A 24120-nucleotide genomic window follows, 5' to 3' on the forward strand; every position below is an offset into this window, starting at 1 on the left:
CTGTTAAACCGATCTATACATCAAAGCTTGTGCAAACTCGCGTAAGTTCTCTTTATTTTCTTCTTTTACCTCCAACTCATCAAGCACTTTAAGCGCACGATGGGTATAACTTTCTATTTCTTTTTGAATCGCTTCAGAAGCTCCGGATTCTATAAAAAGCTGCTTTACGGTTTCAACCTTTTCTGATGGATCTTGTGGACTTATAGTAAACAAGTGTTGCAACTGAACGCTCTGCGCAGGATCTAATTTTTCTAACGCTGTGAGATACAAGAAGGTCTTCTTGTTTTCGATGATATCACCACCCACTTGTTTCCCAAAAGTCTTAGGATCTCCAAAAGCATCTAAATAATCATCCTGTAATTGAAATGCAATTCCCAAGTCACGACCAAATTCATAAATACGATCACAATTGGTTTTTGTGGTTTCTGCTACAATCGCTCCCATTTTTAAAGCCGCCCCCACAAGAACAGCAGTTTTATATTCAATCATTTTTAGATATTCAGGAAGCCTGACGTCATCACGCGTCTCAAAATCTACATCATACTGCTGCCCCTCGCAAACCTCTATCGCAGTTTTACTAAAAAGCTTTGCCAACTCTCTAAAGGTTTCTCCTTCATAATTTTCAAACAATTGGTACGCATTGATCAGCATGGCATCTCCAGAAAGAATACCGGTATTCACGTCCCATTTTTCGTGTACGGTATCCTGACCGCGACGCAACGGAGCATCATCCATAATATCATCATGAACCAGTGAAAAATTATGAAAAACCTCTACTGCTAACGCAGCATCCAAAGCTTTTTTATAATCAGACTCAAAAATAGCTGTAGCCATTAAGGTTAAAACCGGTCGCAAGCGTTTTCCTCCTAATTGTAAAATATAATTTATGGGGTCGTACAGATTTTTAGGCTCTTGTTCTTTGATTTTACTATTTAAATACTCGACAAACACTTCGGTGTATTGATCAATGCGCAGCATACTTATAAATTTTCAGCTAAAATAAGACACTAAATCTGAACTCAACTCGCAAAGTTTCAGAAGCTGAACACAGCTCCCTATGTTATATAAACATCAAATAAGCAAAAAACTTTGGAAACTTATTAAGTTTTTAAAGTTTCCGTTTTATATTTGCAACCGATCATGAAGACTGAAATACTACAAAACGCAACACAACTATTTTTAAATCAAGGATTTAAAAGCGTTACTATGGATGATATCGCTGCACATATGGGCATATCAAAAAAGACGATCTATGCAAATTATGCTCATAAAACCGAGTTAGTACATGCTGTAGGATTTGAAATATTAAATAATGTTCAATGTGGTGTGCAAAATCTACTCACAGAACATATGAACCCTATTGAAGAGCTTTATGAAATAAAAAAATATGTTATGCAGCATCTACAGGGAGAAAAAACCTCATCAATACAGCAGCTTATAAAATATTACCCAAAAATATTTGAAGAATTACGCGCTATTCAATACGACTTTATGCGTGGCTGTATGGAAAAAAATATCACCCGTGGCATTGAACAAGGGCTCTTTAGAAAAAATCTGGAAGTAGAATTTATATCCCGAATGTATCAGGTAGGAATAACGAACATAAAAGACGAAAGTATTTTCCCAACAGAAAAGTTTCCGCACGCGGTTTTATATGAAATGTATCTGGAATACCATTTACGTGGCATTGTAACCCCTGAAGGCAGAAAAATCCTCAATCAATTAATTCATTCAAATCAAGACTAATGCGAAAATCACTCCTCCTTTTTACTTGTGCTCTGGGACTTTATTTCCCTGTAAAAGCTCAGGATTCAACAGAGGTACAATCTTATGCACTCAGTTTACAAGAAGCTATTACTTATGGCCTTGAAAACAGTTATACTGCAAAAAATGCACAAACAGACATAGAGATTGCTTTAAAACAAAAATGGGAAGTCATCGCTCAGGGATTACCTCAAATCTCTGGTGAAGTAACCTACCAAAATCAGTTGATACAGCCTACCTCTTTTATACCTGCTGAAGTATTTGACCCTAGCGCAGATCCTGGTGAGTTTCTACCAGTACAGTTTAGTCAAAAACAAAATGCATCTGCGGTCGCGACCTGGAATCAGTTGATTTTTGACGGTTCGTATATCGTAGGAGTTCAGTCTGCAAAGACACTTTTACAAATTTCTGAAAATGCAAAAGTAAAAACCGATCTCGAGGTCAAGCAAGACATTATTGAAGCTTACGGAAACGTTCTGCTCGCTCAGGAAAGTATTACAATTTTTCAGAAAAACTTAAAGACTATTACTAAGAATCTTGAGGACACCCGCAAGATTTTTGAAAATGGTCTTGGTGAAGAAGAAGATGTAGAGCAATTACAAATCACAGCTTTAGGGCTCGAGACGCAGTTAAACAATACGGTACGTCAACTTGCCATCGCTTACGATATGCTAAAGCTTACCTTAGGAATACCTATAGACAGTAAACTTGTAGTCACTGACAACTTAGAAGATGTAACCATGCAGTATTATGATCTTAATCTGCTTACACAAGACATTCAAGCTGAAAAGAATATAGATTTTCGTATTGCTCAAGATCAAACCAATCTGGCAGAGACCGAAGTTAAGCTTGAAAAAAGCAAGGCGCTTCCCCGCCTGAGTGCATATATAAATTATGGAGCTTCAGGAGCGAGTAATCAGTTTACGTTTTTTAGTGATGAGCAACGTTACTTTGAACAATCAATAATTGGAGTTTCACTTACTGTACCTATATTCAGTAGTGGAATGCGCGCAGCAAAAACTGCTCAAAAAGAACTGGCTTACAAACAAAGTCTTGAAGATTTAGAGCTAGCTCGCAATCAAGTAAAACTTCAGATTGCAAGAGCTCGTAATGATTACCAGTTTGCTTTAGACAACTTTGGTACTCAAGAAAAAAACTTAGCCCTTGCAGAACGTATAGAAAACAAAAACGCTATCAAATTCTTTGAAGGTATCGCCAGCAGTTTTGAGCTGAGCGAAGCACAATCTCAACTCTATCAAGCACAACAAGATTACTTACAGGCTATGTATGATGTCATTGCCAATAAAGCAGCACTAGAAAAAGTTTTAGACACTACTATTTACAAACCAAAAGAAGACTAACCTCAGACACCTTATATCTATGAAAAATATATTCACCCTAGCATTTGTAACCTTATTGCTTGTTTCCTGTGGAGGCAAAGAAGAGTCTGTTGAGGCTGTTATTGAAAAGGGCGATTTAAGCACAATGCGTGCTAAAAAAACCGAATTGCTTGCGCAACAAAATGAGCTAAAAGCAAATATCGACTCGCTTAATGCAGCAATCGAAAAAAAAGACGTTAAAAAGAAAGCCGCACTGGTTACAACTACAACGCTTAAAGACACCTTATTCAAGCATTATTTTGAAGTTCAAGGAAATGTAAATACAGATCAAAACATCATTCTTTATGCAGAATACACGGGTGTACTGACACAAATTTATGTAAAAGAAGGGCAACGCGTTTCTAAAGGGCAACGTCTGGCTCGTATAGATGATGGTGGTTTAAGTAGCGAACTGGCTCGCCAAGAGGCACAAACTGCTTTAGCAAAAACTACATACGAACGTCAAAAAAGACTTTGGGACCAGCAAATAGGCTCAGAAATCACCTATCTGGAAGCTAAATCTAATTATGATGCGATGCAAGCTGCAGCAGATCAGTTGCGCTCACGGGTTTCTAAAACGGTAATTACCGCACCGTTCTCTGGGGTTGTTGACAATACGTTAGCAGATCAGGGGCAAGTTGTAAATGCTGGTCAAACCGGAGTTTTACGTTTGGTAAACCTTAGCGATATGTATGTTGAAGCTTCAATACCAGAATCTTTTTTAGGTAAAGTTGAAGAGGGAACCGAAGTAAAAATCAGACTGGCTTCAATAGGTAAAACATACGACGGAAAGATCAGACAGGTAGGAAACTTTGTAAACCCGGATAACCGAACGTTTGACGTCAAAATTTCAATACCAAACCCTGATAATGCTATAAAACCTAACCTTATTGCGACGGTAATGGTTAATGACTATGCTGTAGAAAGCACGATAGTTATCCCGGAAAATGTAATTCAACAGAATGCTATGGGTAACAGCATCACCTATATATTTGATGAGCAAGCAGACGGTACTGCCCTTGCTAAACAAGTTCAAATAGAAAAAGGTTACAGTGATAATCAGCTTGTAGAAATTGTTTCCGGCCTTGAGGCCGGTGACCAACTTATTATAGAAGGTGTACGCTCGTTAAGAGATGGCCAGCCTGTAGAATTAAAAGACAAATCTTCAAACAACCTGTAAGATGGCAAAAAACACCTATAAAGAATTTGGCATATCATCCTGGGCAATAGACAACAAGATGACGGTATATGTTATTACCGCAATCATCTTATTGAGTGGTCTTGCTGCCTACTACAGTATGCCTCGAGAAGCGTTCCCTGAGATTATAGAAACTAAGATTTACGTGAGCTCTGTAAACCCGGGTAACGCTGCAGAAGATGTAGAAAAATTCATTACAGAACCTCTTGAAGAAGAGTTTAATGATATTGCCGGAGTTAAGGAGATAACTTCTACTACGCTTCAGGATTATAGTATCATCATCGTAGAATTTGAAGAAGATGTTGATGTAAACGTAGCTAAGACCAAGGTAAAAGATAAAGTTGACCTCATAAAAGCAGAGACAACATGGCCTACATTAGACAATGGCGCTAAGATAGAACCTAATATTTTTGATCTTAACATTTCCGAAGAGCAGCCTATCTTAAACATCAACCTTACCGGAGATTTTCAGGTTCAGCAATTAAAGGATTACGCAGAGCACCTTCAGGATAAGATAGAATTGCTTCCACAGATTAAAGAAGCAACGATTCGAGGTGCTGAAGAGCAAGAAGTTGAAGTAGCTGTTGACATTTATAAAATGACCGCTTCTAAAGTGAGTTTTGACAATGTTATTAATGCGATTAAATCAGAAAACAATACCATCTCTGCAGGTAACGTGATTTCAGACGGACTTCGTAAAAACATACGCGTTCTGGGAGAAATTAAAAACCCAAGAGAACTCAACAATATTGTTGTTAAACGCGACGGCGGTAACATTTTCTTAAAAGATATCGCCACCATTCGCTTTAAAGAAAAAGATGCTACCACTTTTGCGCGCGAATACGGTCAGCCGGTGGTTATGCTTGACGTTAAAAAACGTGCCGGTAAAAATATGATTGAAGCGGTAGAGTCTATTAAGAAAATCGTAGCAGAAGAAAGAGATAACTATTACCCGGAGTCTTTACACATAAGCCTTACTAACGACCAGTCTATCAAAACCGAAAATCAGGTTGATGATTTGGTAAACAACATCATTTTTGGTGTGATCCTCGTAGTTGTGGTTCTGATGTTTTTCTTAGGATTTAGAAATGCATTATTTGTAGGATTTGCGATTCCGCTTTCTATGTTTATGTCGCTTACCATTCTTTCGGCATTAGGCTTTACATTGAATACCATGGTGCTTTTTGGTCTGGTTATGGGACTGGGTATGCTGGTGGATAACGGTATTGTGGTGGTAGAAAACGTATACTCCTTGATGGATCAGGGCATGTCGCGTATCAAAGCCGCAAAACAGGGTGTTGGTGAGATTGCCTGGCCTATTATCGCTTCTACGGCAACTACACTTGCAGCCTTTTTCCCCTTAGGATTGTGGCCGGGAACTATAGGTAAATTTATGATTTATTTCCCCATCACTCTTTCTATTGTATTGAGTTCGTCTCTTTTTGTAGCCTTGATCATCAACTCGATGTTGACGTCTCGCTTTATGAAATTAGAAGAGGAAGAACTTACTAAGAAAAAGCTGGTACGCTACAGCCTAGTTTTAGCCGGAGTAGGAGTTATTTTATTGATTGCCGGTTTTGTTATAGATTCTGGTGGTTTCCGTGGAATAGGAAATCTGATGCTATTAGCTGCTATTTTGCTTTGGGCATACAAGTACTTCCTTGCCGGTGCAGTGCGCTATTTTCAGTTTAAATCGCTTAGAGATCTAGAGAATTTTTACGAACGTTTCTTAAAATATGCGCTTCGCGGAAAGAAAGCCTACGTATTTTTCTTCGGAACTTTTGGGATGTTGATTGTATCATTCATTCTTATCGGATTAGTTCAACCTAACGTTTTATTCTTCCCCGAAAATGAACCCAATCAAATCATCACGTATATAGAATATCCTGAAGGTACAGCTATAGAAAAAACAAACACGCTTACCAAACAGGTTGAAGACCGCATTTTTGAGGCAATCAAAAAATATGAGGATGAAGATGGATACAACTATATGGTTGAATCTGCTATTTCTCAGGTAGGTCAAGGTGCAGGAAACCCACAAACCGATGGTGGTCAAAGTAACGAGATGCCCCATAAAGGTAAAGTGACGCTCTCTATGCGGGATTTCAAGTTGCGTCGCGGTGTGATGAGTAGCACGGTTTTATCTGAAGTACGTGAGGCGGTTAAAGGATTCCCGGGAGCATCAGTAACTGTTGAAAAAGATGCTGCGGGACCTCCGGTAGGTTACCCGGTAAACATTGAGATTAGCGGTGAAGATTATGAGCAAATGTTGCTTGCTGCAGAAAATATGCGCTCGTATATTGAAGATCTTGGTATAGGCGGTATCGAAGAATTGAAACTTGATGTAAACCGCTCTAAAGCAGAATTAGGCGTTACGGTTAACCGTGAAAAAGCGGGTCAATTAGGCATTTCCACAGTCGCTATTGGTCAGACATTGAGACGCTCGGTTTATGGTGAAGAAGCTTCTACTTACAAAGATGGAGATGACGACTACGAAATCAATGTGCGCTTTAATGAAGAATACCGTTATGATGAGAATGCGTTGTTCAATCAGCCGGTAACCTTTAGAAACAATCAAGGTGAAATTATACAGGTTCCTATATCTGCATTAGTTGATACCAAAGCTACTTCCGCATTTAGCGCGATAAAACGCAAAGATCTCAAGCGCGTAATCACCTTATATTCTAACGTATTACAGGGGTATAATGCTACGGAAATTGTAAACCAACTCAAGCAAGAGCTTTCGGGTTATGATTTGCCTACCGGTACTTCATTCAGTTTTACAGGTGAACAAGAAGAGCAAGCCGATAACATGAGCTTCTTATTGATGGCTTTAGGTATCGCAATGGGCTCAATCCTTTTGATTCTGGTTGCTCAATTCAATTCCCTATCCAAACCAGTCATCATCTTAATGGCGGTAATATTGAGTTTAGTAGGTGTATTCTTAGGTCTAATCATCTTCAATATGGACTTTGTAATCCTGATGACAATGATGGGTATTATTTCGCTGGCAGGTATTGTAGTGAATAACGCCATAGTATTAATAGATTATACCCAAATCCTCATCGACCGTAAAAAAGAAGAATTGGGTTATGAAGAAGATGATTTATTAACTCGTGAAGACTATTTTAAACTAACGGTTGCCGGTGGTAAATCCCGTTTAAGACCGGTATTGCTTACCGCAATCACAACCGTACTTGGTTTGATTCCACTGGCGGTAGGACTCAACATTGATTTCTTTGGTCTATTTACAGATTATGATCCCGCAATTTATATTGGGGGAGACAACGTGATTTTCTGGGGGCCCCTTGCGTGGACGGTTATTTTCGGTTTGGTTTTCGCAACCTTCCTGACCTTAGTAATTGTACCGGTAATGTTCTACTTAACAAACCGAGCGAAAGTTAGATTCAACGACAAGAAAAAAGCACGTGAAAAGCAAAAGGAGCAGGCAAAGCTTGAAGCTGCTAACAATGATACGAGTGAAAATTAATTTTAAGTTTTAGTTAGATTTGAAAAAGCAGAAGTGTAACGCTTCTGCTTTTTTGTTTGATCACAAAACGCCATCAGTATTTAAAAAAATAAAAGAAAACAATACTGCGCTACTTAGGTTAACTTCTTAAATTTGCACCTCAAATAATCAAGCATGTACAGAACGCACAATAACGGAGCTTTACGCGCCGAACATATAAACGAAACGGTAACCCTTGCCGGATGGGTACAAAAATCCCGCGATAAAGGCTTTATGATCTGGGTTGACTTACGAGACCGTTACGGCATCACCCAACTTATTTTTGACGAGGAGCGTACCCCTAAAGAAGTGATGGATCTCGCTAAAACCTTAGGACGTGAGTTTGTGATTCAGGTAACCGGTAAAGTGATCGAGCGCGAGTCTAAGAATGCGAAGATGGCTACTGGTGATGTGGAGCTTTTAGTAGAAAAACTTGAGGTTCTCAATCAGGCAAAAACACCACCTTTTACGATTGAAGATACAACTGATGGCGGAGAAGATTTACGGATGAAATACCGCTATCTCGATATTCGTCGCAATCCGGTAAAAGAAAAACTCATCTTTAGACACAAAGTGAGTATCGCCGTGCGTAATTACTTATCTGAACAAGGATTTATAGAGGTTGAAACGCCCTATTTGATCAAATCTACTCCGGAAGGTGCCCGTGATTTTGTGGTACCCAGCCGTATGAATGAAGGCCAATTTTACGCGCTTCCGCAATCACCACAGACTTTTAAGCAATTGCTTATGGTAGGTGGTATGGATAAGTATTTTCAGATTGTAAAATGCTTTAGAGACGAAGATCTGCGTGCAGATCGCCAGCCGGAATTCACACAGATTGACTGTGAAATGGCATTTGTAGAGCAAGAAGATATCCTGAATATTTTTGAAGGCTTGACCAAGCATCTCTTGAAAGAGGTCGTAGGTTTTGAGATCGAAAACTTCCCGAGAATGACCTATGACGAGGCGATGGCTAAATACGGTAATGATAAGCCGGACATTCGTTTTGGGATGGAGTTTGGCGAACTCAATGCCGTTGCACAACATAAAGATTTTAAAGTCTTCAATAGTGCAGAGCTGGTGGTAGGTATCGCAGTTCCCGGCGGAGCTGGTTACACGCGTAAAGAAATTGATAAATTGATTGACTGGGTAAAGCGACCACAAGTGGGTGCTCTGGGAATGGTTTATGTGAAATGCAACGAAGACGGAAGCTTTAAATCTTCCGTAGATAAATTTTACGATCAGGAGGATCTTGCTAAATGGGCTGAAGCTACAGGAGCTAAACCCGGCGATCTAATCTGTGTACTTTCCGGAGAATCCTTTAAAACGCGTACCCAATTGAGTGCGCTGCGTATGGAACTTGGTAATCAAATGGGCTTACGTAAGTCAGACGAATTTGCACCCTTATGGGTGGTAGATTTCCCACTCTTAGAATGGGACGAAGAAACCGAGCGCTACCATGCCATGCACCACCCCTTCACCTCGCCGAAACCGGGACAATTGGAATTATTGGATACTAACCCGGGAGCGGTTAAAGCAAACGCCTACGACCTTGTATTGAATGGAAACGAGATAGGTGGCGGTTCGATACGTATTCACGATAAAGAAACCCAGTCTAAAATGTTTGACTACCTCGGCTTTACTAAAGAAGAGGCACAAGCACAGTTTGGCTTCTTGATGGACGCTTTTCAATACGGTGCACCACCTCACGGTGGCCTTGCTTTTGGTTTAGACAGACTGGTAGCCATTCTGGGTGGTCAAGAAACCATACGCGACTTTATTGCATTTCCTAAAAACAATGCCGGTCGCGATGTCATGATAGATGCTCCTGCAAAAATTGATGAAGCACAACTGAAAGAATTGAATTTGAAGGTTACTTTGTAGTTGTATATCATAACATCAAGGCGTTAAAAACACTTTGAGAATTGTATACGTTAAAGTCTATCTGACCTATCTAAAAAAAAAGAGGCTGTCTAAAGTTTAAGACAGCCTCTTTTTTTATGCTACGTCAAGTTTTATTAGGGATAATTGTTGTGTTTAAGCAAAAATTGGAGTTAATCTGTACAGAATAGATGTGGCATTTTTCACTCCTCTAAATGGACTTCCATATGAATCTTATTCTAAACTATTCGCATAACGTATAGCTATACACTATGGATAAGATAAGAATGCGTATAGGTAACTCCAAAGTCAGTCTACACTCCAACCATACTCAACCACAGATTTTGTGGTAAAGTGTGGTTGGAGTGTGGTTGCACTGTGGTATCAGTGTGGTAGCATTACGCTTTTTACTTGGAAGGAGTTAGCCTTCTTTTTAAAGTATGTTGTTTCTAACTCAGGCTAAAAAAATATTCTCCACTACAAAACCTTATTGAAAACCCAACGTACCAAATCGTAGAGAAGTGTGCTTGCAGTGTAGTCTCAGTTTGAATTCGCTGTGAAATCATTCGCAGCAATCAAATTCAGCCCTAAAGTAGGGCAACTCCCAGGCAAAGCCTAGGCATCCCCTAGGATAGTGCATGAAGAGTGTATGAAAACCACTTTAAAAACGTATGAAATTAAGATTTCCTTAACAATAGACCTGGTTGCTAGCTAATCTGTCCAAGTGGCTCGTGAACTTTAAAGAAATCTATTTCTTTTTAATCAGTTCTTCTAAATAAGACAGCTTATCTCGCTCCGCTTGAACAAGGCGCTCATATAATTTCTTATTTTCTTCGTAAGCTTCAACAAGTTTGTCTAAAGGATTGAATGTTGCATACATACCTTGATTAAAACTATTGCCTTGAGGGGCACTATTATCATAAAAGTTATTGAAATAATTGATGACATTTTCGTCTGAAAAATTTTCAATAGCTTCCGAAGTAACACCAAGGACCTTCGCAACCTCTTCTAATTTTTTATTTTCTAAGGTTTCACTCTGTTCGATGTGGGACACACTTTGCTGGCTAATACCTAATTCTTCCGCAAGGGTTTCTTGCTTCATTCCTCGAAGTCCTATGTGATTGGTTTTAGTAACGCTCTAAACGCAATATAATAAGATCACTTCTAAATTTAAATAAAGCCTTTGCATATTCTGCTCCTTGAAAAGCCTGATTGGTTTAGTTATACTGATTAAAACAAAAAAGACTGCCCTAATGGAGCAGTCTTTTCTTTTGACTTAAAAAATAGCTGAATAAAAAAGGTCCGAACAATGTCCGGACCTTTTCTCTATAGCTAATTCAGATAAATTATAATCTCGCGTCAATCCAAGTCCAAGTAGAAATATCTACTTTAGTTCCTGTAGTATAATCTCCTGTTACCACAGCAGCAGCTCCGTCTATTAAAACATTCGTAAGAGCTCCACCATCTACCATATCAATATTGGTATCATACCCTTCTAAGTAAAGATTGGTAATGGTTGCACCAGATTGTTGTTTAAACTGTAAGGCAGTACCTCCAACAGTAGAAACAGCAGTGACATTAACAAACATAGGATTGTTGTTTACACCATCAGCTTCAAAAGCCGTTGAGAAGTCCTCGTTCGTATGAACAATGTAAGTATTCGTAACAGTACCGTTCCATCCTTCAGTCCAGTCTACAGAATCGTCCTGATTGTTATCTAAATAGATGTTGTTTACAGAAACAGTACCTCCAAAGAACTCAACACCATCATCATCGCCATTGATAATTGCAATGTTCTCCACTAAAGTCTCACTACCAACAGCATAAAGCGTAAGTCCGTTAAATTGAGAGTCTGTTTGGATTTGAGCTCCTGCTCCAATAATTACAAGATTGGTGATATCACCTGAATCATCATCGTCAGTCGTTCCTCCATAAATAAGACCACCTACTTCAGCTTCAGCATCTACACCTGCTGTAGTAGTTGCTTCACCACATACAACAAGTCCACCCCAATCCCCACGGTTTCCGTTTAAAGATCCCATAACAACAGGATTGTCTTCTGTACCATTTACGTTGATCATTGCACCTTTTTCAACAGCGATATAAATACTTGCACCACCATCTACAGCAGTAATTTTAGTTCCTTCAGGAATCGTAAGGGTACTACCAGACTTCACTGTTAAAACATCATTTAATAAGTAACGGGTATCAGCATCAAGCGTCATATCTTCGGTAAGATCTCCGCTTAAAGCAACATATGCTTTAGCTTCAAGCCCAGATTGCACCCAGCTGAAATCAGCTACGTCTACAGTTGCTTCAGCAACGTAGCTCAATGCAGGATTTGAATCTTCACCTTCAACTTGCACGTTAGAAAAGGCACCTTCATCTACATAATCAAAAGAAGTATCAAAACCCTGTAAAGAAAGACCGGTAATAGTCGCTCCAGATTCTTTTTTAAACTGTAAAGCAATACCTCCTGTCTCAGAGATAGCAGTAAAATCTGTAATAGTAGGATTCCCATTAGCTCCATCTGCTTCTATAGCTGTAGAAAAATCATCACGATTTAAAACTACATATGTATTTGTAATAGAACCATTCCATCCTTCAGTCCAGTCTACTGAATCATCCTGATTATTTTCTAGATATATGTTAGATGCATTAACGGTACCACCGAAAAACTCAATACCATCATCTTCACCATTTAAAACAGCTACATTAGAAATTTGAGTCTCATCCCCTACTGCATATAATGTAAGACCATTATATTGAGATTCTGCTTGAATGATTGCACCAGCATAATTGATAATCAAGTAATTGATAGAACCCGAATCGTCATTATCATCAGTGCCTCCGTAAATCAAACCACCCACTTCAGCTTCAGCATCTACTCCTGCTGTAGTAGTTGCTTCACCACAAATTACTAGACCTCCCCAGTCACCACCTTGCTCGTTAGCAGAAGTCATCACTACTGGATTAGAAGCAGTACCGTCAATAATAATATCACCGCCTTGTTCTACAGCAATATACTTATCGGTTCCGGTTTCAGATACTAATCTTGTTCCTGCAGGAATAGTAAGGGTTGCACCATCCTTTACAATAAATGATCCTGTTATTTTATACTCTACTAGAGGATCTAACTCTCTATCTTCAGTAAGATTACCTGTAAGATTGCTATCTTCTTCTGTTGGAGGTTCGGTTTCACCACCTAAATCGTCATCATTAGAACAGCTGCTTACTGCCATTGATAAACCTAAGGTAAAAATCCAAAGGTATTTAGTGTTCATCATTTTTTTCATTTTAATCTGGTTTTAATTAAACTTTACTTTTAGAAGTCATAGGTAAGACCTAACAAAAAGGTTCTGCCTAAACTATAGGATTGTATTGTTGCATCACCCGGCACTCTGTTTTCACTTGCCGGTAACTGAAATTGAGTTTGTTCAATAGTAGGGTCTAGTAGATTTCTTCCGGTAAGCTTTACCGCAAAACCTTCTGTGACTTTTTTAGAAAGTACAGCATCCAGCACCACAAAACCTTTCTCTATGATAGCTTCATTGAAAAACACATCAGGTTCTTGCTGATTGGTGGGTGAGCCTAAGGCTAATATTTTTGAAGAAGCATAATTTCCTATGATATTAAATTCCCAAGGTTTTTCTGCTGCAGTACTAAATCCTAAGGTTGCATTAACAATCCAATCTGAAGCTCCTTGTAAACCATCATCAGACTTACCATTATATCTATACGTTCTTAATAAATCTCCATCTTCGTTATAAACCTCCTTAAGATCTTGTTCATGGAATATACGGGTGATATTACCAGATAAACGAACTCCTATGTTTCCACTATCTTCTTCTGCCTTTATAATATTTACACGCCCTTCTAATTCTAAGCCCAAAACATTAGCTTGTTCCCCGGCATTGAAATAAGAAAAGATCCCAGCCGCCCCTCTTTGTTGCACCTTGTTGATCGGATCATTAATGATTTTGTAAAATGCTGCAACAGATAAAAGCTCATCTGAAGAAGGGAACCACTCATATTTCAAATCAAAATTGTAGTTAATAGAAGCTTCTAAATCTGGGTTCCCTTTAGTAACCTGACCTACAGGAGAAACATATTCAAATGGAGCAATTTCTTTAAATTCTGGAAGTGTTATGGTACGACTACCAGCCAGACGAATTCCCTGATCCGCTGTTAAATTATACTTGAAGTTTACGGAAGGATACAGATTGGTGTATTCTTTATTTGCAGATCCTTCACGACCTGGAAAGTTATTTACATTAAAATCAACATCAATCACATCCCGTTGAAAACGCAAACCTAAATTAAGATTAAACTTTTCTTTTTGTAAGGTGTACGCAGCGAATGCTGATTGAGATTCTAAATCACCCTTATACCGATCCGTAGGTAAAAATTTAAAATCTAAGTCTCCTGACTGAAAATTATCTTCAGTAAATATGACATCAAGATTATCTATAGAAACATCTCCAAAATCAGCTCCTGCATTGCTTTCTGTTGCTCCTATAAACTGAGATTTAAAGTCGCGGGATTTATAACGAATGTTTAAACCTCCGGAAAGTTCTGCTTTATCACCCGTATCAAAATCTTCACTCAACACATAAGTGTCTTTTATAAATCCTGCTACTTCCTGATCATCAATCAACTGAAAACTTTTACGTTGTTGAAATCCCCCCTGAACACCCAACTCTACAAAATCTGCATCCGGTGTAATATTAATTTCATTCCGGGTACGGTTAGGTTCGTCTGCACTTAATAAATTAAAGCCCACACCCCAATTCAAATCATTTTTTTCTGACAACTGATGATCTCCAAAAAGCTGATTAACCCACAATCTGGTTTGCTTGGTATTCTGATCTCTTATAAACTGAAACACATCATCTCGTGATTCTTCTTCAAAAACAGTTGCCTCCCCATTTCTACCGCCTTCAAAAACCTGATCTGAAAGGCTATTTACGAATAATGAAACCCATCGTACGGAATGCTTATCATCTATCTTGTAATCAGCATTCAACAAACCTGTAGTTGTAATATTACGGCTGTAAAAAGTTGCATCAGTAATGGTATCTTGAACATTATTTTCTTGATATTGTCTAAAAACACCTGTTCTATATTTAAAATCAGCCGATTGCGAAGCGGTAAACAACACTTTAAATTTTTCTCCAAATTTCTTTCCGGCAGTGATTGCATACCGGTAATTCATAGGAAAATTAGCTGTTGTAGTATTCCAAGTGTTTTGGGTTAATCTAGGATATGCAGCATATCCCGGTGAACTTGTTTGTGTAGACTCATTAAATCCTTGATTTTTTAAGAAACCAAACGTATAATCCCCCTTATTTCCGGTAAGCTTAAAATTATCACTTACACCACTTTGCGTTGCATTTGTGTTAGCTCCAACACGTATACCAACACCTAATTCTTTAGTACCACTTAACTCTTTGGTAGAAACATCGATAGTTCCAGAAGCTTGATCCGCAGAATTATCCACTCCAAACGTTTTACTGATCCCTACATTCTGAATAATACGCGTTGAAAAAAGACCTAGATCTATATTTTTCTTTTCTACATCATCAGAAGGTATAGGAAGGCCATTCATTGTTGTATATAAATAACGATCCCCTAATCCTCTTACATAAATATCTCCAGAAGCCTGACTGGAAGTAACACCAGATATTTTTGTAGTTGCAGTAGCTGCATCAGTAACACCTTGTTGCGCCAATTGTACAGCCCCTATACTTTCTTTTATCTCTACTGCCTTCTTCTGCTCCAATAACAAGGCAGACTCCCGTTCTCTACTGGTCTGCACTTGTATTAAAACCTCATCAAGCGCTGCGGCACTCGCCCCAAGGGCAGTACTCACATTGGTAAATTTCCCTGCCTCAACCACTACGTCAGGTACCGTTACAGGCTCATACCCTACGAAGCTAAATTCTACTTGATAGGTACCTACCGGTACATTTTCTATTATGTATTTCCCATCAAAATCGGTAGTGGCTCCTTTTGTAGTTCCTTTAATAATAACATTAGCAAATGGAAGCGGCTCGTTATTCATTTCTTTATCAGAAAGCACCCCTTCTATCGTACCGGTTTGCCCGAATGCCACTGCTGATAGCATAAACATTAAAAGGCCTAAAATCTGTTTCATCAATAATCTAATTTTGTGCTGCAAAGATGTTTCGAAAGAAACTGTAGCCAGTTAATCCAATGTTATCAATTCGTAACCTAAGGGTTACATCATGGTTACCTTAATGTTAAGCGATTTTAGAGCTTACTCTAAATCATTAGATTAAAATTTGGCAATACTGTATCTTGCCAAAAAATGGCTATTATGATGAACTGGGAACATTTGCTCTCTCTAAAGAGACAAGGAGACACCGCAAAAAGACTGCGTATAGAACAAGACGATACCCGTCTTGGATTTGAAGTAGATTATGATCGAATCATATTCTCGCCGCCTTTTAGAAGCTTGCAAGATAAGACTCAGGTCATCCCTTTATCTAAAACCGATTTTGTTCACACACGCTTAACACACAGCCTGGAAGTGTCTGTTGTAGGACGTTCTCTAGGAAGAATGGTAGGTAAAAAATTATTGGAAAAACATCCACATCTGGAGCAGGTTTACGGCTACCGCTTTAATGATTTTGGTGCTATTGTCGCTGCTGCGGCACTCGCCCACGATATCGGTAATCCGCCGTTTGGGCATTCGGGAGAAAAAGCTATTGGGGAGTTTTTCAAATCGGGTTATGGTAAACGTTATCAAGACAGCTTAACCGAAAAAGAATATCAAGACCTCATCAAATTCGAAGGGAATGCTAACGGCTTTAAAGTGCTCTCCCAAAGCAAACCGGGAGCTCAGGGCGGTCTCCGACTTTCGTATGCGACCTTAGGGGCTTTTATGAAATATCCTAAAGAATCGCTTCCGCACAAACCCACAGATCACATTGCAGATAAAAAATACGGTTTCTTTCAATCTGAAAAAGAGCTGTTTGCTGATGTCGCTCAAGAACTAGGCTTATTAAACAGAAGTGAGACTGGTGATTTAAGCTGGTCCCGTCATCCACTAGCCTATCTCGTTGAAGCTGCAGATGATATTTGTTACACCATTATTGATTTTGAAGACGGCATAAACTTAGGCCTTATTCCGGAAGAGTATGCACTGGAGTATATGGTTAAACTGGTCGGAAATACTATTGACCGCAACAAATACAATGCGTTGCAAGAAACTTCAGACCGTGTGAGTTACTTACGCGCACTGGCAATTGGCACACTGATTACTGAAAGTGTCGAGACTTTTATGAGGTATGAAGAAGAAATTCTCGCCGGAACTTTCAATCAGTCTTTAATAGACAAAAGCAACTACCAGGCACAGATCACCGACATCATCAACCTGAGTATCGAACGCATCTACAAAAGTCGCGAAGTCATCGAAAAGGAAATTGCCGGGTATGAAATTCTATCCACACTTCTTGAAGCACGTTGCAAGGCACTTGACAATACAGACACGCATTACAACCAACTCATTCAGCAGCTTCTGGCTCCGGTAGATAAATCTAAAAATACATTGTACCAAAACCTTATTCAGATTTGTGCTGAAATATCAACGATGACAGACGGTAAAGCCTTACGCAATTACAAAAAGATAAAGGGTTTGGATATTAAGTAAACTACCTTGGAGGCAAGCCTGTCTGCCAACAAAGGAAGGCCCCCAAGGCATTTAAAGAAAACAGTTTTTGACTTCGAGACAAGCCTCGGAGCATTTAAATCTCGATTATCGAGTACCTATTCCAGATAAGACTGAATATTCTCTTTTAAACTTTCAAAATCCAAACCTAAGGCGTGTTGCAATTCTTCGGTGGTGCCTTGTTCTATAAATTGATCAGGGATTCCGAAGATCTCCAGTTTGCCTGGATACTTTTGACGCGCAGCTTCTTCGGCTATCGCGCTTCCAAAACCACCGGATTGAACCCCGTCTTCCAAGGTTATTAATGTGTTATACTTTTTGAAAACCCGCTTGAGCATCACGAGATCGAGCGGCTTCACAAAACCAAAATAATACACAGAGACGTTCCCCTTAAATACCGCTGCAAGTTGCAGGGCTGTTTCAGTAAAATTACCGGTAGCTAAAATGGCGAGTTGTGAGCCTTTAATCAAGTGTTCTGCCTTTCCTAGTTCCAGTTGCTTAAAAGGGTTCTGCCAGTTCAATTCCAATCCGCGCCCTCTGGGATAACGAATTGCGATGGGTGACTCGAGACCCAATTGCGCCGTATACATAATATTCCGTAAGCTTGCTTCATTCCGCGGAGCGAAAATGATAAGATTGGGAATACAACGTAAATAGGCCAGATCAAAGACGCCGTGATGTGTTGCACCATCGGCACCTACTAGCCCTGCCCGATCCACACAGAAAATAACCGGGAGCTTTTGCAACGCCACATCATGAATCAACTGATCATACGCGCGTTGTAAAAATGTAGAATAGATTGCACAAAACACAATACCTCCTGATGCTGCTATCCCGGCAGATAAGGTTACCGCGTGTTGCTCTGCAATTCCCACATCAAAAGCACGCTCCGGAAACTGCTGCATCATATACTTTAAAGAACTTCCCGTAGGCATTGCCGGTGTAATCCCAATAATTTGCTTGTTCTTTTTTGCCAGTTCTACTAAAGTCAATCCAAATACATCCTGATACTTAGGCGGCTGCGGATGAATATTCTTAGGTTTTAACTCCCCCGTTAGTGCATCAAATTTTCCGGGAGCATGATACACAACCTGATCAGCTTCGGCTTGTTTAAGACCTTTTCCTTTTGTAGTAATTACATGCAGAAATTTAGGCCCTTTTATTTTCTTTAGCGTAGTAAAAATCTCAAGCAGCTTCTCCATATCGTGCCCGTCAACGGGACCAAAATAATTGAAGTTTAACGCTTCAAAAATATTCTCTTGCCGTTGGCTTCCCGTTTTCACCTGAGTCAGGTAATTCTTAAGCGCACCCACACTGGGGTCAATCCCGATGGCATTATCGTTGAGAATCACCAACAAATTGGCATCGCTATCACCCGCGTGATTCAAAGCTTCAAAAGCCATTCCGCTCGCAATAGAAGCATCGCCTATTACGGCTATGTGATTGCGCGCTGTATTTCCTTGAATTTTTGAAGCGATTGCCATACCCAGAGCCGCAGAGATCGAAGTACTGGAGTGTCCGGTTCCAAAAGCATCATAACTATTTTCCTGCATTTTGGGGAAACCGCTCAACCCCTCAAACTGGCGGTTGGTCTCAAAATTATCCCGCCTTCCGGTAATGATTTTATGTCCGTATGCTTGATGCCCAACATCCCAAATCAACTTATCATCTGGAGTTTTAAAGGCATAATGCAAAGCCAAAGTAAGCTCTACAACGCCCAGACTGGCACCTAGATGTCCTTCTTTAGTCGCCACAATATCAATAATAAAACGACGCAATTCCGCAGCGATTACGCTCAACTGTTCAATAGGAAGTTGGCGTAAATCAGCAGGATCATCTATCGTTTCTAAAAGCGGATACCTCATAAAACAAAGGTAGCCGAACTTACAGAAATAATAAGTTGGTCTTTTAAAAATGATACTGTAAAAAACTTTTTTATCTTCATTCCTTAAAAGCAAGACTATGGCTCTGATAGAACCCTTTGATGATGCGTATTTTATGAAAAAAGCCCTGATGGAAGCGGAGACCGCTTTTGATCTGGGCGAAATTCCCGTGGGTGCTGTCATCACCGTCAACAATACGATAATAGCACGCGCGCACAATCTTACCGAGCGTCTTAACGATGTAACGGCACATGCAGAGATGCAAGCCATCACGGCTGCCGCTAATTATTTAGGCGGAAAATATTTGACCGATTGTACCTTGTATGTCACCTTAGAACCCTGTCAAATGTGTGGGGGTGCTTTGTATTGGAGTCAGCTTTCACGTATTGTATATGCAGCGGCTGATCCGAATAGAGGGTACAAAAATCTGGGAACTCAATTGCATCCTAAAACCCAAGTCACAAGCGGTATTCTGGAAACCGAAGCAAGCGCTTTATTGAAACGCTTTTTTATACAACGCCGTAACCTGAATTAAATCCTTCCTATGAAAAACACCATTGCAGAACGCGTTGCCGACTTTTTAAAGCGGTATCCACCTTTCCAGTTTATGGAATCTGAAAGTTTGTTGCAAATAGCCGGACAGGTTCAGGTGCTTTATTTTGAGAAAGACAAGCCTGTTTTTAAAGAAAAAGACACCAACCATAGCATGTTTTACGTGGTAAAAGACGGTGCGGTACGCTTGTTCAGAACCGTTGATAACGAACCCAAGATCGCAGACATCTGTGATGAAGGAGATCTTTTTGGGCTACGGCCTTTGATCACTAAAGAGGATTATGAACTCTCTGCTTCTGCAAATGAAGAGTCCATTCTTTATGGAATTCCCATAGACTTGTTTTTACCCATCGCGCTGGAGCATAAAGAGGTGAGCAACTTTCTCATAGCCTCCTTTGCTTCTAATGTGAGCGACCCCTACTCTCTTGAAGAAAGCGGAAAGCTCTTTACAGAATATTCGGTGGAGCGGAACAGTGAGATTTTTGATCTTCAAAAAGCGCGGTATTCTAAAAACATTCTTACATGCAGCCCGGATACGAGTATTCAAATTGCTGCAAAAAAGATGAGCCACCGCGATGTGGGTTCGATCATAGTGACTGACGATGAAAAGCCGGTAGGAATTATAACAAACCGTGATCTACGAGACCGTATTGCTACGGGAGCACACAGCATTACAGACCCGGTTACTAAAATTATGAGTGCACCGGTACGTTGTTTTCAGAAAGATCCTACCGTTGCACAGGCACAATTGATCATGCTTAAAAATGAAGTCAATCACCTGTGTATTACCGAAGACGGAACACCAGATTCTAAACTACTCGGTTTAATCACCGAACACGACATCGTGGTTTCTTTTGCAAATAACCCGGTCGTACTCTTAAAGGAAGTGAAATTGGCACAACGCACCAAAAGATTACGCGATGTACGCCTGAAAGTATCCCGATTACTGAAAAAGTATTTGGATCAAAACCTTCCGTTATCGCAAATTCTCAATATTCTTAACGAAATCAATTATGCGATTGCGGTACGCGCTTTAGAGCTTTCCCTTAAAAAGATGGAAACCCCGCCTCCGTGTAAATTCGCCTGGTTAGCACTGGGCAGTCAGGGACGAAAAGAACAGTTATTATTTACCGATCAAGACAATGCGATCGTTTTTGATAACGTACCGGAAGAAGAATACGAAGCCACACAAGCCTATTTTATCAAATTAGCCCGTATAGCCACGCGTGCGATGCACAAAGTGGGGTATGCCTATTGCCCGGCAGACATGATGGCGAGTAACCCCAGATGGTGTCAGTCGCTCTCAGAATGGAAAAAACAATACGATATCTGGATCACAGATCCTTCCCCGGAAACCCAACTGCTATCAGCTATTTTCTTTGATTACAGTTATGTCTTTGGCGATACCCAACTGGTAACCAACCTGTCAGACAACATTCTACTGACCTTAGATAAAAACCCCATGTTTTACCGGGTAATGGCAAAAGATGCCATACGCAGTCCGTCGCCACTTGGGTTTTTCAGACAGTTCTTAGTGGAAGAAAGCGGGGATCACAAAGATTTTTTTGATGTAAAAGCTCGTGCATTGATGCCGCTTATTGATGCTGCGCGTGTCTTAAGCCTTAACCACAAATTGCGCAACATCAACAATACAGCAGGTCGCTTTGAACGCCTTGCCGAACTGGAAGTGAATAATAAAGAAATCTACGAGAACTGCTCGTATGCCTTTAAAGCCTTGCTTAAGTTCAGAACCAAACAAGGTATTTTACATGATGACTCCGGGAGGTTTATAGAACTCGCGACCTTAAGCAAAGCCGAAAAACTCAAGTTGAAGCGCTGTTTCAAATCCATTCACGATATTCAAGAATTGCTCACGCTTCGTTATAATCTCAAGTAGTTATGCACATTCCTTTTTTCAGCAAGAAGCAAGATCCACCAGAATTCTATAAAGCGTATGCCGCACAATTTTCGGCTACGAACACCGTAGACTTTGAAACCGCGCGTTTTATAATCTTTGACACCGAAACCACAGGAATTAATGCCCGTGAAGATCGTATGTTGAGTATAGGTGCATTAGAATTGACCGGCAACCAGATCAATCTTGCCAGTAGTTTTGAACTCTATGTTAAACAAGATATGTTTAGCGAAGAGGCAGCCGCAATTCACGGAATTCTAAGAGAAAACCGAAAGTATAAGAAGGTCACCGAAGAAGAAGCTGTAAAAGCGTTTTTAAAATTTATAGGTACCGGTATTTTAGTAGGGCATCACGTAGGTTTTGATATGGGGATTATCAATTATGCGCTCAAACGGCTGGGAGCTCCCAAACTGAAGAATAAATTTACAGATACCGGTGTATTGTATAAACGCACCGTTCATCTGGTAAACATCACAAATCCGGATAAAGTATATAGCCTTGACGACTTGTGTGAAGAACTCAACATCTCCCGCAACGACCGACATAAAGCAATGGGAGATGCCTACATCACCGCATTAGCATTTCTTAAAATTCTATCCCGGCTTAAGGGAAACAAAAAATTAAAGCTGAAGAATATTTTGCTTAATTGAAACGAATCGCGCTTGTAGATTGTTTAGAAAGACTTGTAAAATTATCTATTAACGTGTAATGAGAGAGCTCAGAGTCAAGTAACAATTTTCTAATTTTTGTTGCATACGGAGTTTTCTCGTCTGTGATCAATTTTTGTAAATGGGATTCAAAAGTAGAATACAGAAGCTGTATCATTCTGGTTTTGATGCCTGAATCTCTATAATGCTGTAAAAACTTTTTACAACAGGATAAAAACAACTGCGGATGATGAATCAAGGTATCAATAACCCTATTGAGGTATTGTAAAACCGCCTCGCCTTCTTGCTCTTCAACCTGAAGTTCAGCGTCTTCTAGCGAGAGTTTATCTTTAAAAAGCCACAGGTTCTTTTTGATAAAATCGGTATGACTACGGGTGCTTTTGTAATAGACATCAAGACCCAATGCCGTAGTCATTACAAATACATTCTGACCAATTGTATTGATAAGAAATCGTTTGAAACTTTTCTCAGCAGCAGGATACAACACAGGAGTTCGCTTAAAACCCCTGTTTCTAAATCTTACTGAATACAATTCTTCTACTATTTTAGGGTGCAGCATGCTTTAAAATATTTTCTATTTGAGAGAGTCCTTGCATGCGTGCATGGTCTTCTGCTGTAAGATCCCTGGAGTCTTTTAGCAATGGTTTTGCACCCTTTTCCAACAACAATTCTACCAATTCTTTTTGATTAAAGGTTGCTGCGTAAATAAGCGCTGTCGCACCATTAAAATTTTGCACATTCACATCGGCTCCTTTATTGATCAAAAGTTTGGCCACCTCAACATAACCCTTAAAACAAACTCCCATTAAGGCGGTATTTCCGGAAGCATCTTTTGCATCAACCGCTGCACCACTTTCAATAATAAGTTCACTAACGCCTAGGTACCCATAATAAGTTGCCAAAAGCAAGGGAGTAGACCCTCTTTGATCTTTAGCATTGATGAGTTGAGGATCTTCAGACAACAACTCTTTTATGGTAGTTGTATCCTCAGAACGAATAGCATTAAATAAAGAATCTGATTTCATCTAGTTATAATAATATATTTATTTCAAAAATATACGCGGTAAATTCATAATATTTCACCGCGCATCGAGTTGTTTTCATCTACAGGTCTTCCAGAGGCTCATCAAATCCATTTAGTTAAGTGTTGATAGCCCAACGAACTTCTAAAGCGCTTCGATACCTCCAGCGGCTGCTTATTTCGGATCAATCAACCGAGTGATTGCTTCGCTAATTATCAAAGTTATATATAGATTCTTCTGATTTTGTTAGAAAATGATTAAAAGATTAGATTTATGCATCAACAGAAACTATTTAGCTTTTATTTCCACTACTAAATCTATACTATGAACTATTTCCGATTTATGCTTCTTTCCGTTATTTGCAGTTGCAGTTGTCTTTGTTTTGAGGTTGCTGCTCAGGAAGTTTATTTCCCTGAATATGGAGCCGAGTGGAATATAGAAACTATAACCTCTATTCATATTCCTGTTCTTTTGCCTTGATGCCAAAGAACCAAAAAATCAAGGCTTATTTTTACCATTCTATTAAAAATTACTCATACCCGAAGGGTAAACGAATTATAAATTCCCTCGGTTCAGAATAGGCGTAAGGGCAGAGCGTTAAGAAAAGGTCTGGTAGACCTTTTTAGCGAATGAGCCAGGTGGCGCATAGGCTTTGAG

At 39.6% G+C, this 24120-nt stretch carries 17 protein-coding genes; 10 read left to right on the forward strand and 7 right to left on the reverse strand.

Going from position 1 to position 24120, the window contains the following annotated elements:
* Window positions 1-3: 3 nt before the first annotated feature.
* Window positions 4-978: a polyprenyl synthetase family protein gene (locus tag BUB91_RS10870; protein WP_073099271.1), complete on the reverse strand. Its 975-nt coding sequence runs from the start codon at window positions 976-978 to the stop codon at window positions 4-6.
* 162 nt (window positions 979-1140) lie between these two features.
* On the opposite strand from BUB91_RS10870, the gene BUB91_RS10875 reads away from it, so the two are divergent.
* The 5 genes from BUB91_RS10875 to aspS all read left to right on the forward strand — a co-directional run bounded on the left by BUB91_RS10875 (window position 1141) and on the right by aspS (window position 9733).
* Complete coding sequence (locus BUB91_RS10875; RefSeq protein ID WP_073099272.1) at window positions 1141-1746, forward strand: TetR/AcrR family transcriptional regulator; 606 nt, start codon at window positions 1141-1143, stop codon at window positions 1744-1746.
* A complete protein-coding gene (locus BUB91_RS10880; protein WP_073099273.1) occupies window positions 1746-3125 on the forward strand; it encodes a TolC family protein in 1380 nt (459 codons plus the stop codon). Before BUB91_RS10875 ends, BUB91_RS10880 begins: the two co-directional genes overlap by 1 nt.
* Window positions 3126-3144: 19 nt before the next feature.
* A complete protein-coding gene (locus BUB91_RS10885) occupies window positions 3145-4323 on the forward strand; it encodes an efflux RND transporter periplasmic adaptor subunit (RefSeq protein ID WP_073099274.1) in 1179 nt (392 codons plus the stop codon).
* 1 nt (window position 4324) lies between these two features.
* Complete coding sequence (locus tag BUB91_RS10890) at window positions 4325-7831, forward strand: efflux RND transporter permease subunit (RefSeq protein ID WP_073099275.1); 3507 nt, start codon at window positions 4325-4327, stop codon at window positions 7829-7831.
* A gap of 153 nt (window positions 7832-7984) precedes the next feature.
* On the forward strand, window positions 7985-9733 hold the full coding sequence (gene aspS / locus BUB91_RS10895) for an aspartate--tRNA ligase (RefSeq protein ID WP_073099276.1): 1749 nt from the start codon (window positions 7985-7987) through the stop codon (window positions 9731-9733).
* 745 nt (window positions 9734-10478) lie between these two features.
* On the opposite strand, the gene BUB91_RS10900 is transcribed toward aspS, so the two are convergent.
* The 3 genes from BUB91_RS10900 to BUB91_RS10910 all read right to left on the reverse strand — a co-directional run bounded on the left by BUB91_RS10900 (window position 10479) and on the right by BUB91_RS10910 (window position 15887).
* Window positions 10479-10832: a helix-turn-helix transcriptional regulator gene (locus BUB91_RS10900; protein ID WP_073099277.1), complete on the reverse strand. Its 354-nt coding sequence runs from the start codon at window positions 10830-10832 to the stop codon at window positions 10479-10481.
* Between the two features lie 244 nt (window positions 10833-11076).
* Window positions 11077-13017 carry a hypothetical protein gene (locus tag BUB91_RS10905; RefSeq protein WP_317041341.1) on the reverse strand — a complete coding sequence of 647 codons (1941 nt, stop codon included), beginning with the start codon at window positions 13015-13017 and terminating at the stop codon, window positions 11077-11079.
* Between the two features lie 38 nt (window positions 13018-13055).
* Window positions 13056-15887 (reverse strand): TonB-dependent receptor, encoded by a 2832-nt coding sequence (locus tag BUB91_RS10910; protein WP_073099279.1) that lies wholly within the window; start codon window positions 15885-15887, stop codon window positions 13056-13058.
* Between the two features lie 186 nt (window positions 15888-16073).
* Here BUB91_RS10910 and BUB91_RS10915 point away from each other — a divergent pair, with 186 nt between their 5' ends.
* Window positions 16074-17405 carry a deoxyguanosinetriphosphate triphosphohydrolase gene (locus tag BUB91_RS10915; protein ID WP_073099395.1) on the forward strand — a complete coding sequence of 444 codons (1332 nt, stop codon included), beginning with the start codon at window positions 16074-16076 and terminating at the stop codon, window positions 17403-17405.
* Between the two features lie 116 nt (window positions 17406-17521).
* On the opposite strand, the gene BUB91_RS10920 is transcribed toward BUB91_RS10915, so the two are convergent.
* The gene (locus tag BUB91_RS10920; RefSeq protein WP_073099396.1) at window positions 17522-19288 is read right to left on the reverse strand and encodes a 1-deoxy-D-xylulose-5-phosphate synthase; all 1767 of its coding nucleotides are present in this window, start codon (window positions 19286-19288) and stop codon (window positions 17522-17524) included.
* A gap of 103 nt (window positions 19289-19391) precedes the next feature.
* Here BUB91_RS10920 and BUB91_RS10925 point away from each other — a divergent pair, with 103 nt between their 5' ends.
* From BUB91_RS10925 to BUB91_RS10935, 3 genes are read left to right on the forward strand one after another with little or no spacing between them, the layout of a single operon-like run.
* Entirely contained in the window at window positions 19392-19841 is a 450-nt protein-coding gene (locus BUB91_RS10925) for a nucleoside deaminase (protein WP_073099397.1), read from the forward strand.
* 9 nt (window positions 19842-19850) lie between these two features.
* On the forward strand, window positions 19851-21755 hold the full coding sequence (locus tag BUB91_RS10930) for a DUF294 nucleotidyltransferase-like domain-containing protein (RefSeq protein ID WP_073099280.1): 1905 nt from the start codon (window positions 19851-19853) through the stop codon (window positions 21753-21755).
* Window positions 21756-21757: 2 nt separating this feature from the next.
* The gene (locus tag BUB91_RS10935) at window positions 21758-22423 is read left to right on the forward strand and encodes a 3'-5' exonuclease (RefSeq protein ID WP_073099281.1); all 666 of its coding nucleotides are present in this window, start codon (window positions 21758-21760) and stop codon (window positions 22421-22423) included.
* Here BUB91_RS10935 and BUB91_RS10940 read toward each other — a convergent pair.
* Both BUB91_RS10940 and BUB91_RS10945 read right to left on the reverse strand, forming a co-directional pair.
* On the reverse strand, window positions 22416-23000 hold the full coding sequence (locus tag BUB91_RS10940; protein WP_073099282.1) for a hypothetical protein: 585 nt from the start codon (window positions 22998-23000) through the stop codon (window positions 22416-22418). The two genes, BUB91_RS10935 and BUB91_RS10940, sit on opposite strands and share 8 nt — an antisense overlap.
* On the reverse strand, window positions 22987-23466 hold the full coding sequence (locus BUB91_RS10945; RefSeq protein ID WP_073099283.1) for an ankyrin repeat domain-containing protein: 480 nt from the start codon (window positions 23464-23466) through the stop codon (window positions 22987-22989). Before BUB91_RS10945 ends, BUB91_RS10940 begins: the two co-directional genes overlap by 14 nt.
* Window positions 23467-23787: 321 nt before the next feature.
* Between BUB91_RS10945 and BUB91_RS21030 the strand changes: the two genes are divergently transcribed.
* Window positions 23788-23943, forward strand: coding sequence for a hypothetical protein (locus tag BUB91_RS21030; RefSeq protein ID WP_164917890.1), 156 nt, complete (start codon window positions 23788-23790; stop codon window positions 23941-23943).
* Window positions 23944-24120: the final 177 nt, after the last annotated feature.

This window comes from Leeuwenhoekiella marinoflava DSM 3653 (assembly GCF_900129005.1).
GTDB lineage: Bacteria > Bacteroidota > Bacteroidia > Flavobacteriales > Flavobacteriaceae > Leeuwenhoekiella > Leeuwenhoekiella marinoflava.

What these genes read in the sequence shown, in the direction of transcription:
- BUB91_RS10870 (WP_073099271.1), bottom strand. Translation starts at nt 978, where the DNA reads ATGCTGCGCATTGATCAATACACCGAAGTGTTTGTCGAGTATTTAAAT.
- BUB91_RS10875 (WP_073099272.1), top strand. Translation starts at nt 1,141, where the DNA reads ATGAAGACTGAAATACTACAAAACGCAACACAACTATTTTTAAATCAA.
- BUB91_RS10880 (WP_073099273.1), top strand. Translation starts at nt 1,746, where the DNA reads ATGCGAAAATCACTCCTCCTTTTTACTTGTGCTCTGGGACTTTATTTC.
- BUB91_RS10885 (WP_073099274.1), top strand. Translation starts at nt 3,145, where the DNA reads ATGAAAAATATATTCACCCTAGCATTTGTAACCTTATTGCTTGTTTCC.
- BUB91_RS10890 (WP_073099275.1), top strand. Translation starts at nt 4,325, where the DNA reads ATGGCAAAAAACACCTATAAAGAATTTGGCATATCATCCTGGGCAATA.
- aspS (WP_073099276.1), top strand. Translation starts at nt 7,985, where the DNA reads ATGTACAGAACGCACAATAACGGAGCTTTACGCGCCGAACATATAAAC.
- BUB91_RS10900 (WP_073099277.1), bottom strand. Translation starts at nt 10,832, where the DNA reads ATGAAGCAAGAAACCCTTGCGGAAGAATTAGGTATTAGCCAGCAAAGT.
- BUB91_RS10905 (WP_317041341.1), bottom strand. Translation starts at nt 13,017, where the DNA reads ATGATGAACACTAAATACCTTTGGATTTTTACCTTAGGTTTATCAATG.
- BUB91_RS10910 (WP_073099279.1), bottom strand. Translation starts at nt 15,887, where the DNA reads ATGAAACAGATTTTAGGCCTTTTAATGTTTATGCTATCAGCAGTGGCA.
- BUB91_RS10915 (WP_073099395.1), top strand. Translation starts at nt 16,074, where the DNA reads ATGAACTGGGAACATTTGCTCTCTCTAAAGAGACAAGGAGACACCGCA.
- BUB91_RS10920 (WP_073099396.1), bottom strand. Translation starts at nt 19,288, where the DNA reads ATGAGGTATCCGCTTTTAGAAACGATAGATGATCCTGCTGATTTACGC.
- BUB91_RS10930 (WP_073099280.1), top strand. Translation starts at nt 19,851, where the DNA reads ATGAAAAACACCATTGCAGAACGCGTTGCCGACTTTTTAAAGCGGTAT.
- BUB91_RS10935 (WP_073099281.1), top strand. Translation starts at nt 21,758, where the DNA reads ATGCACATTCCTTTTTTCAGCAAGAAGCAAGATCCACCAGAATTCTAT.
- BUB91_RS10940 (WP_073099282.1), bottom strand. Translation starts at nt 23,000, where the DNA reads ATGCTGCACCCTAAAATAGTAGAAGAATTGTATTCAGTAAGATTTAGA.
- BUB91_RS10945 (WP_073099283.1), bottom strand. Translation starts at nt 23,466, where the DNA reads ATGAAATCAGATTCTTTATTTAATGCTATTCGTTCTGAGGATACAACT.
- BUB91_RS21030 (WP_164917890.1), top strand. Translation starts at nt 23,788, where the DNA reads ATGAACTATTTCCGATTTATGCTTCTTTCCGTTATTTGCAGTTGCAGT.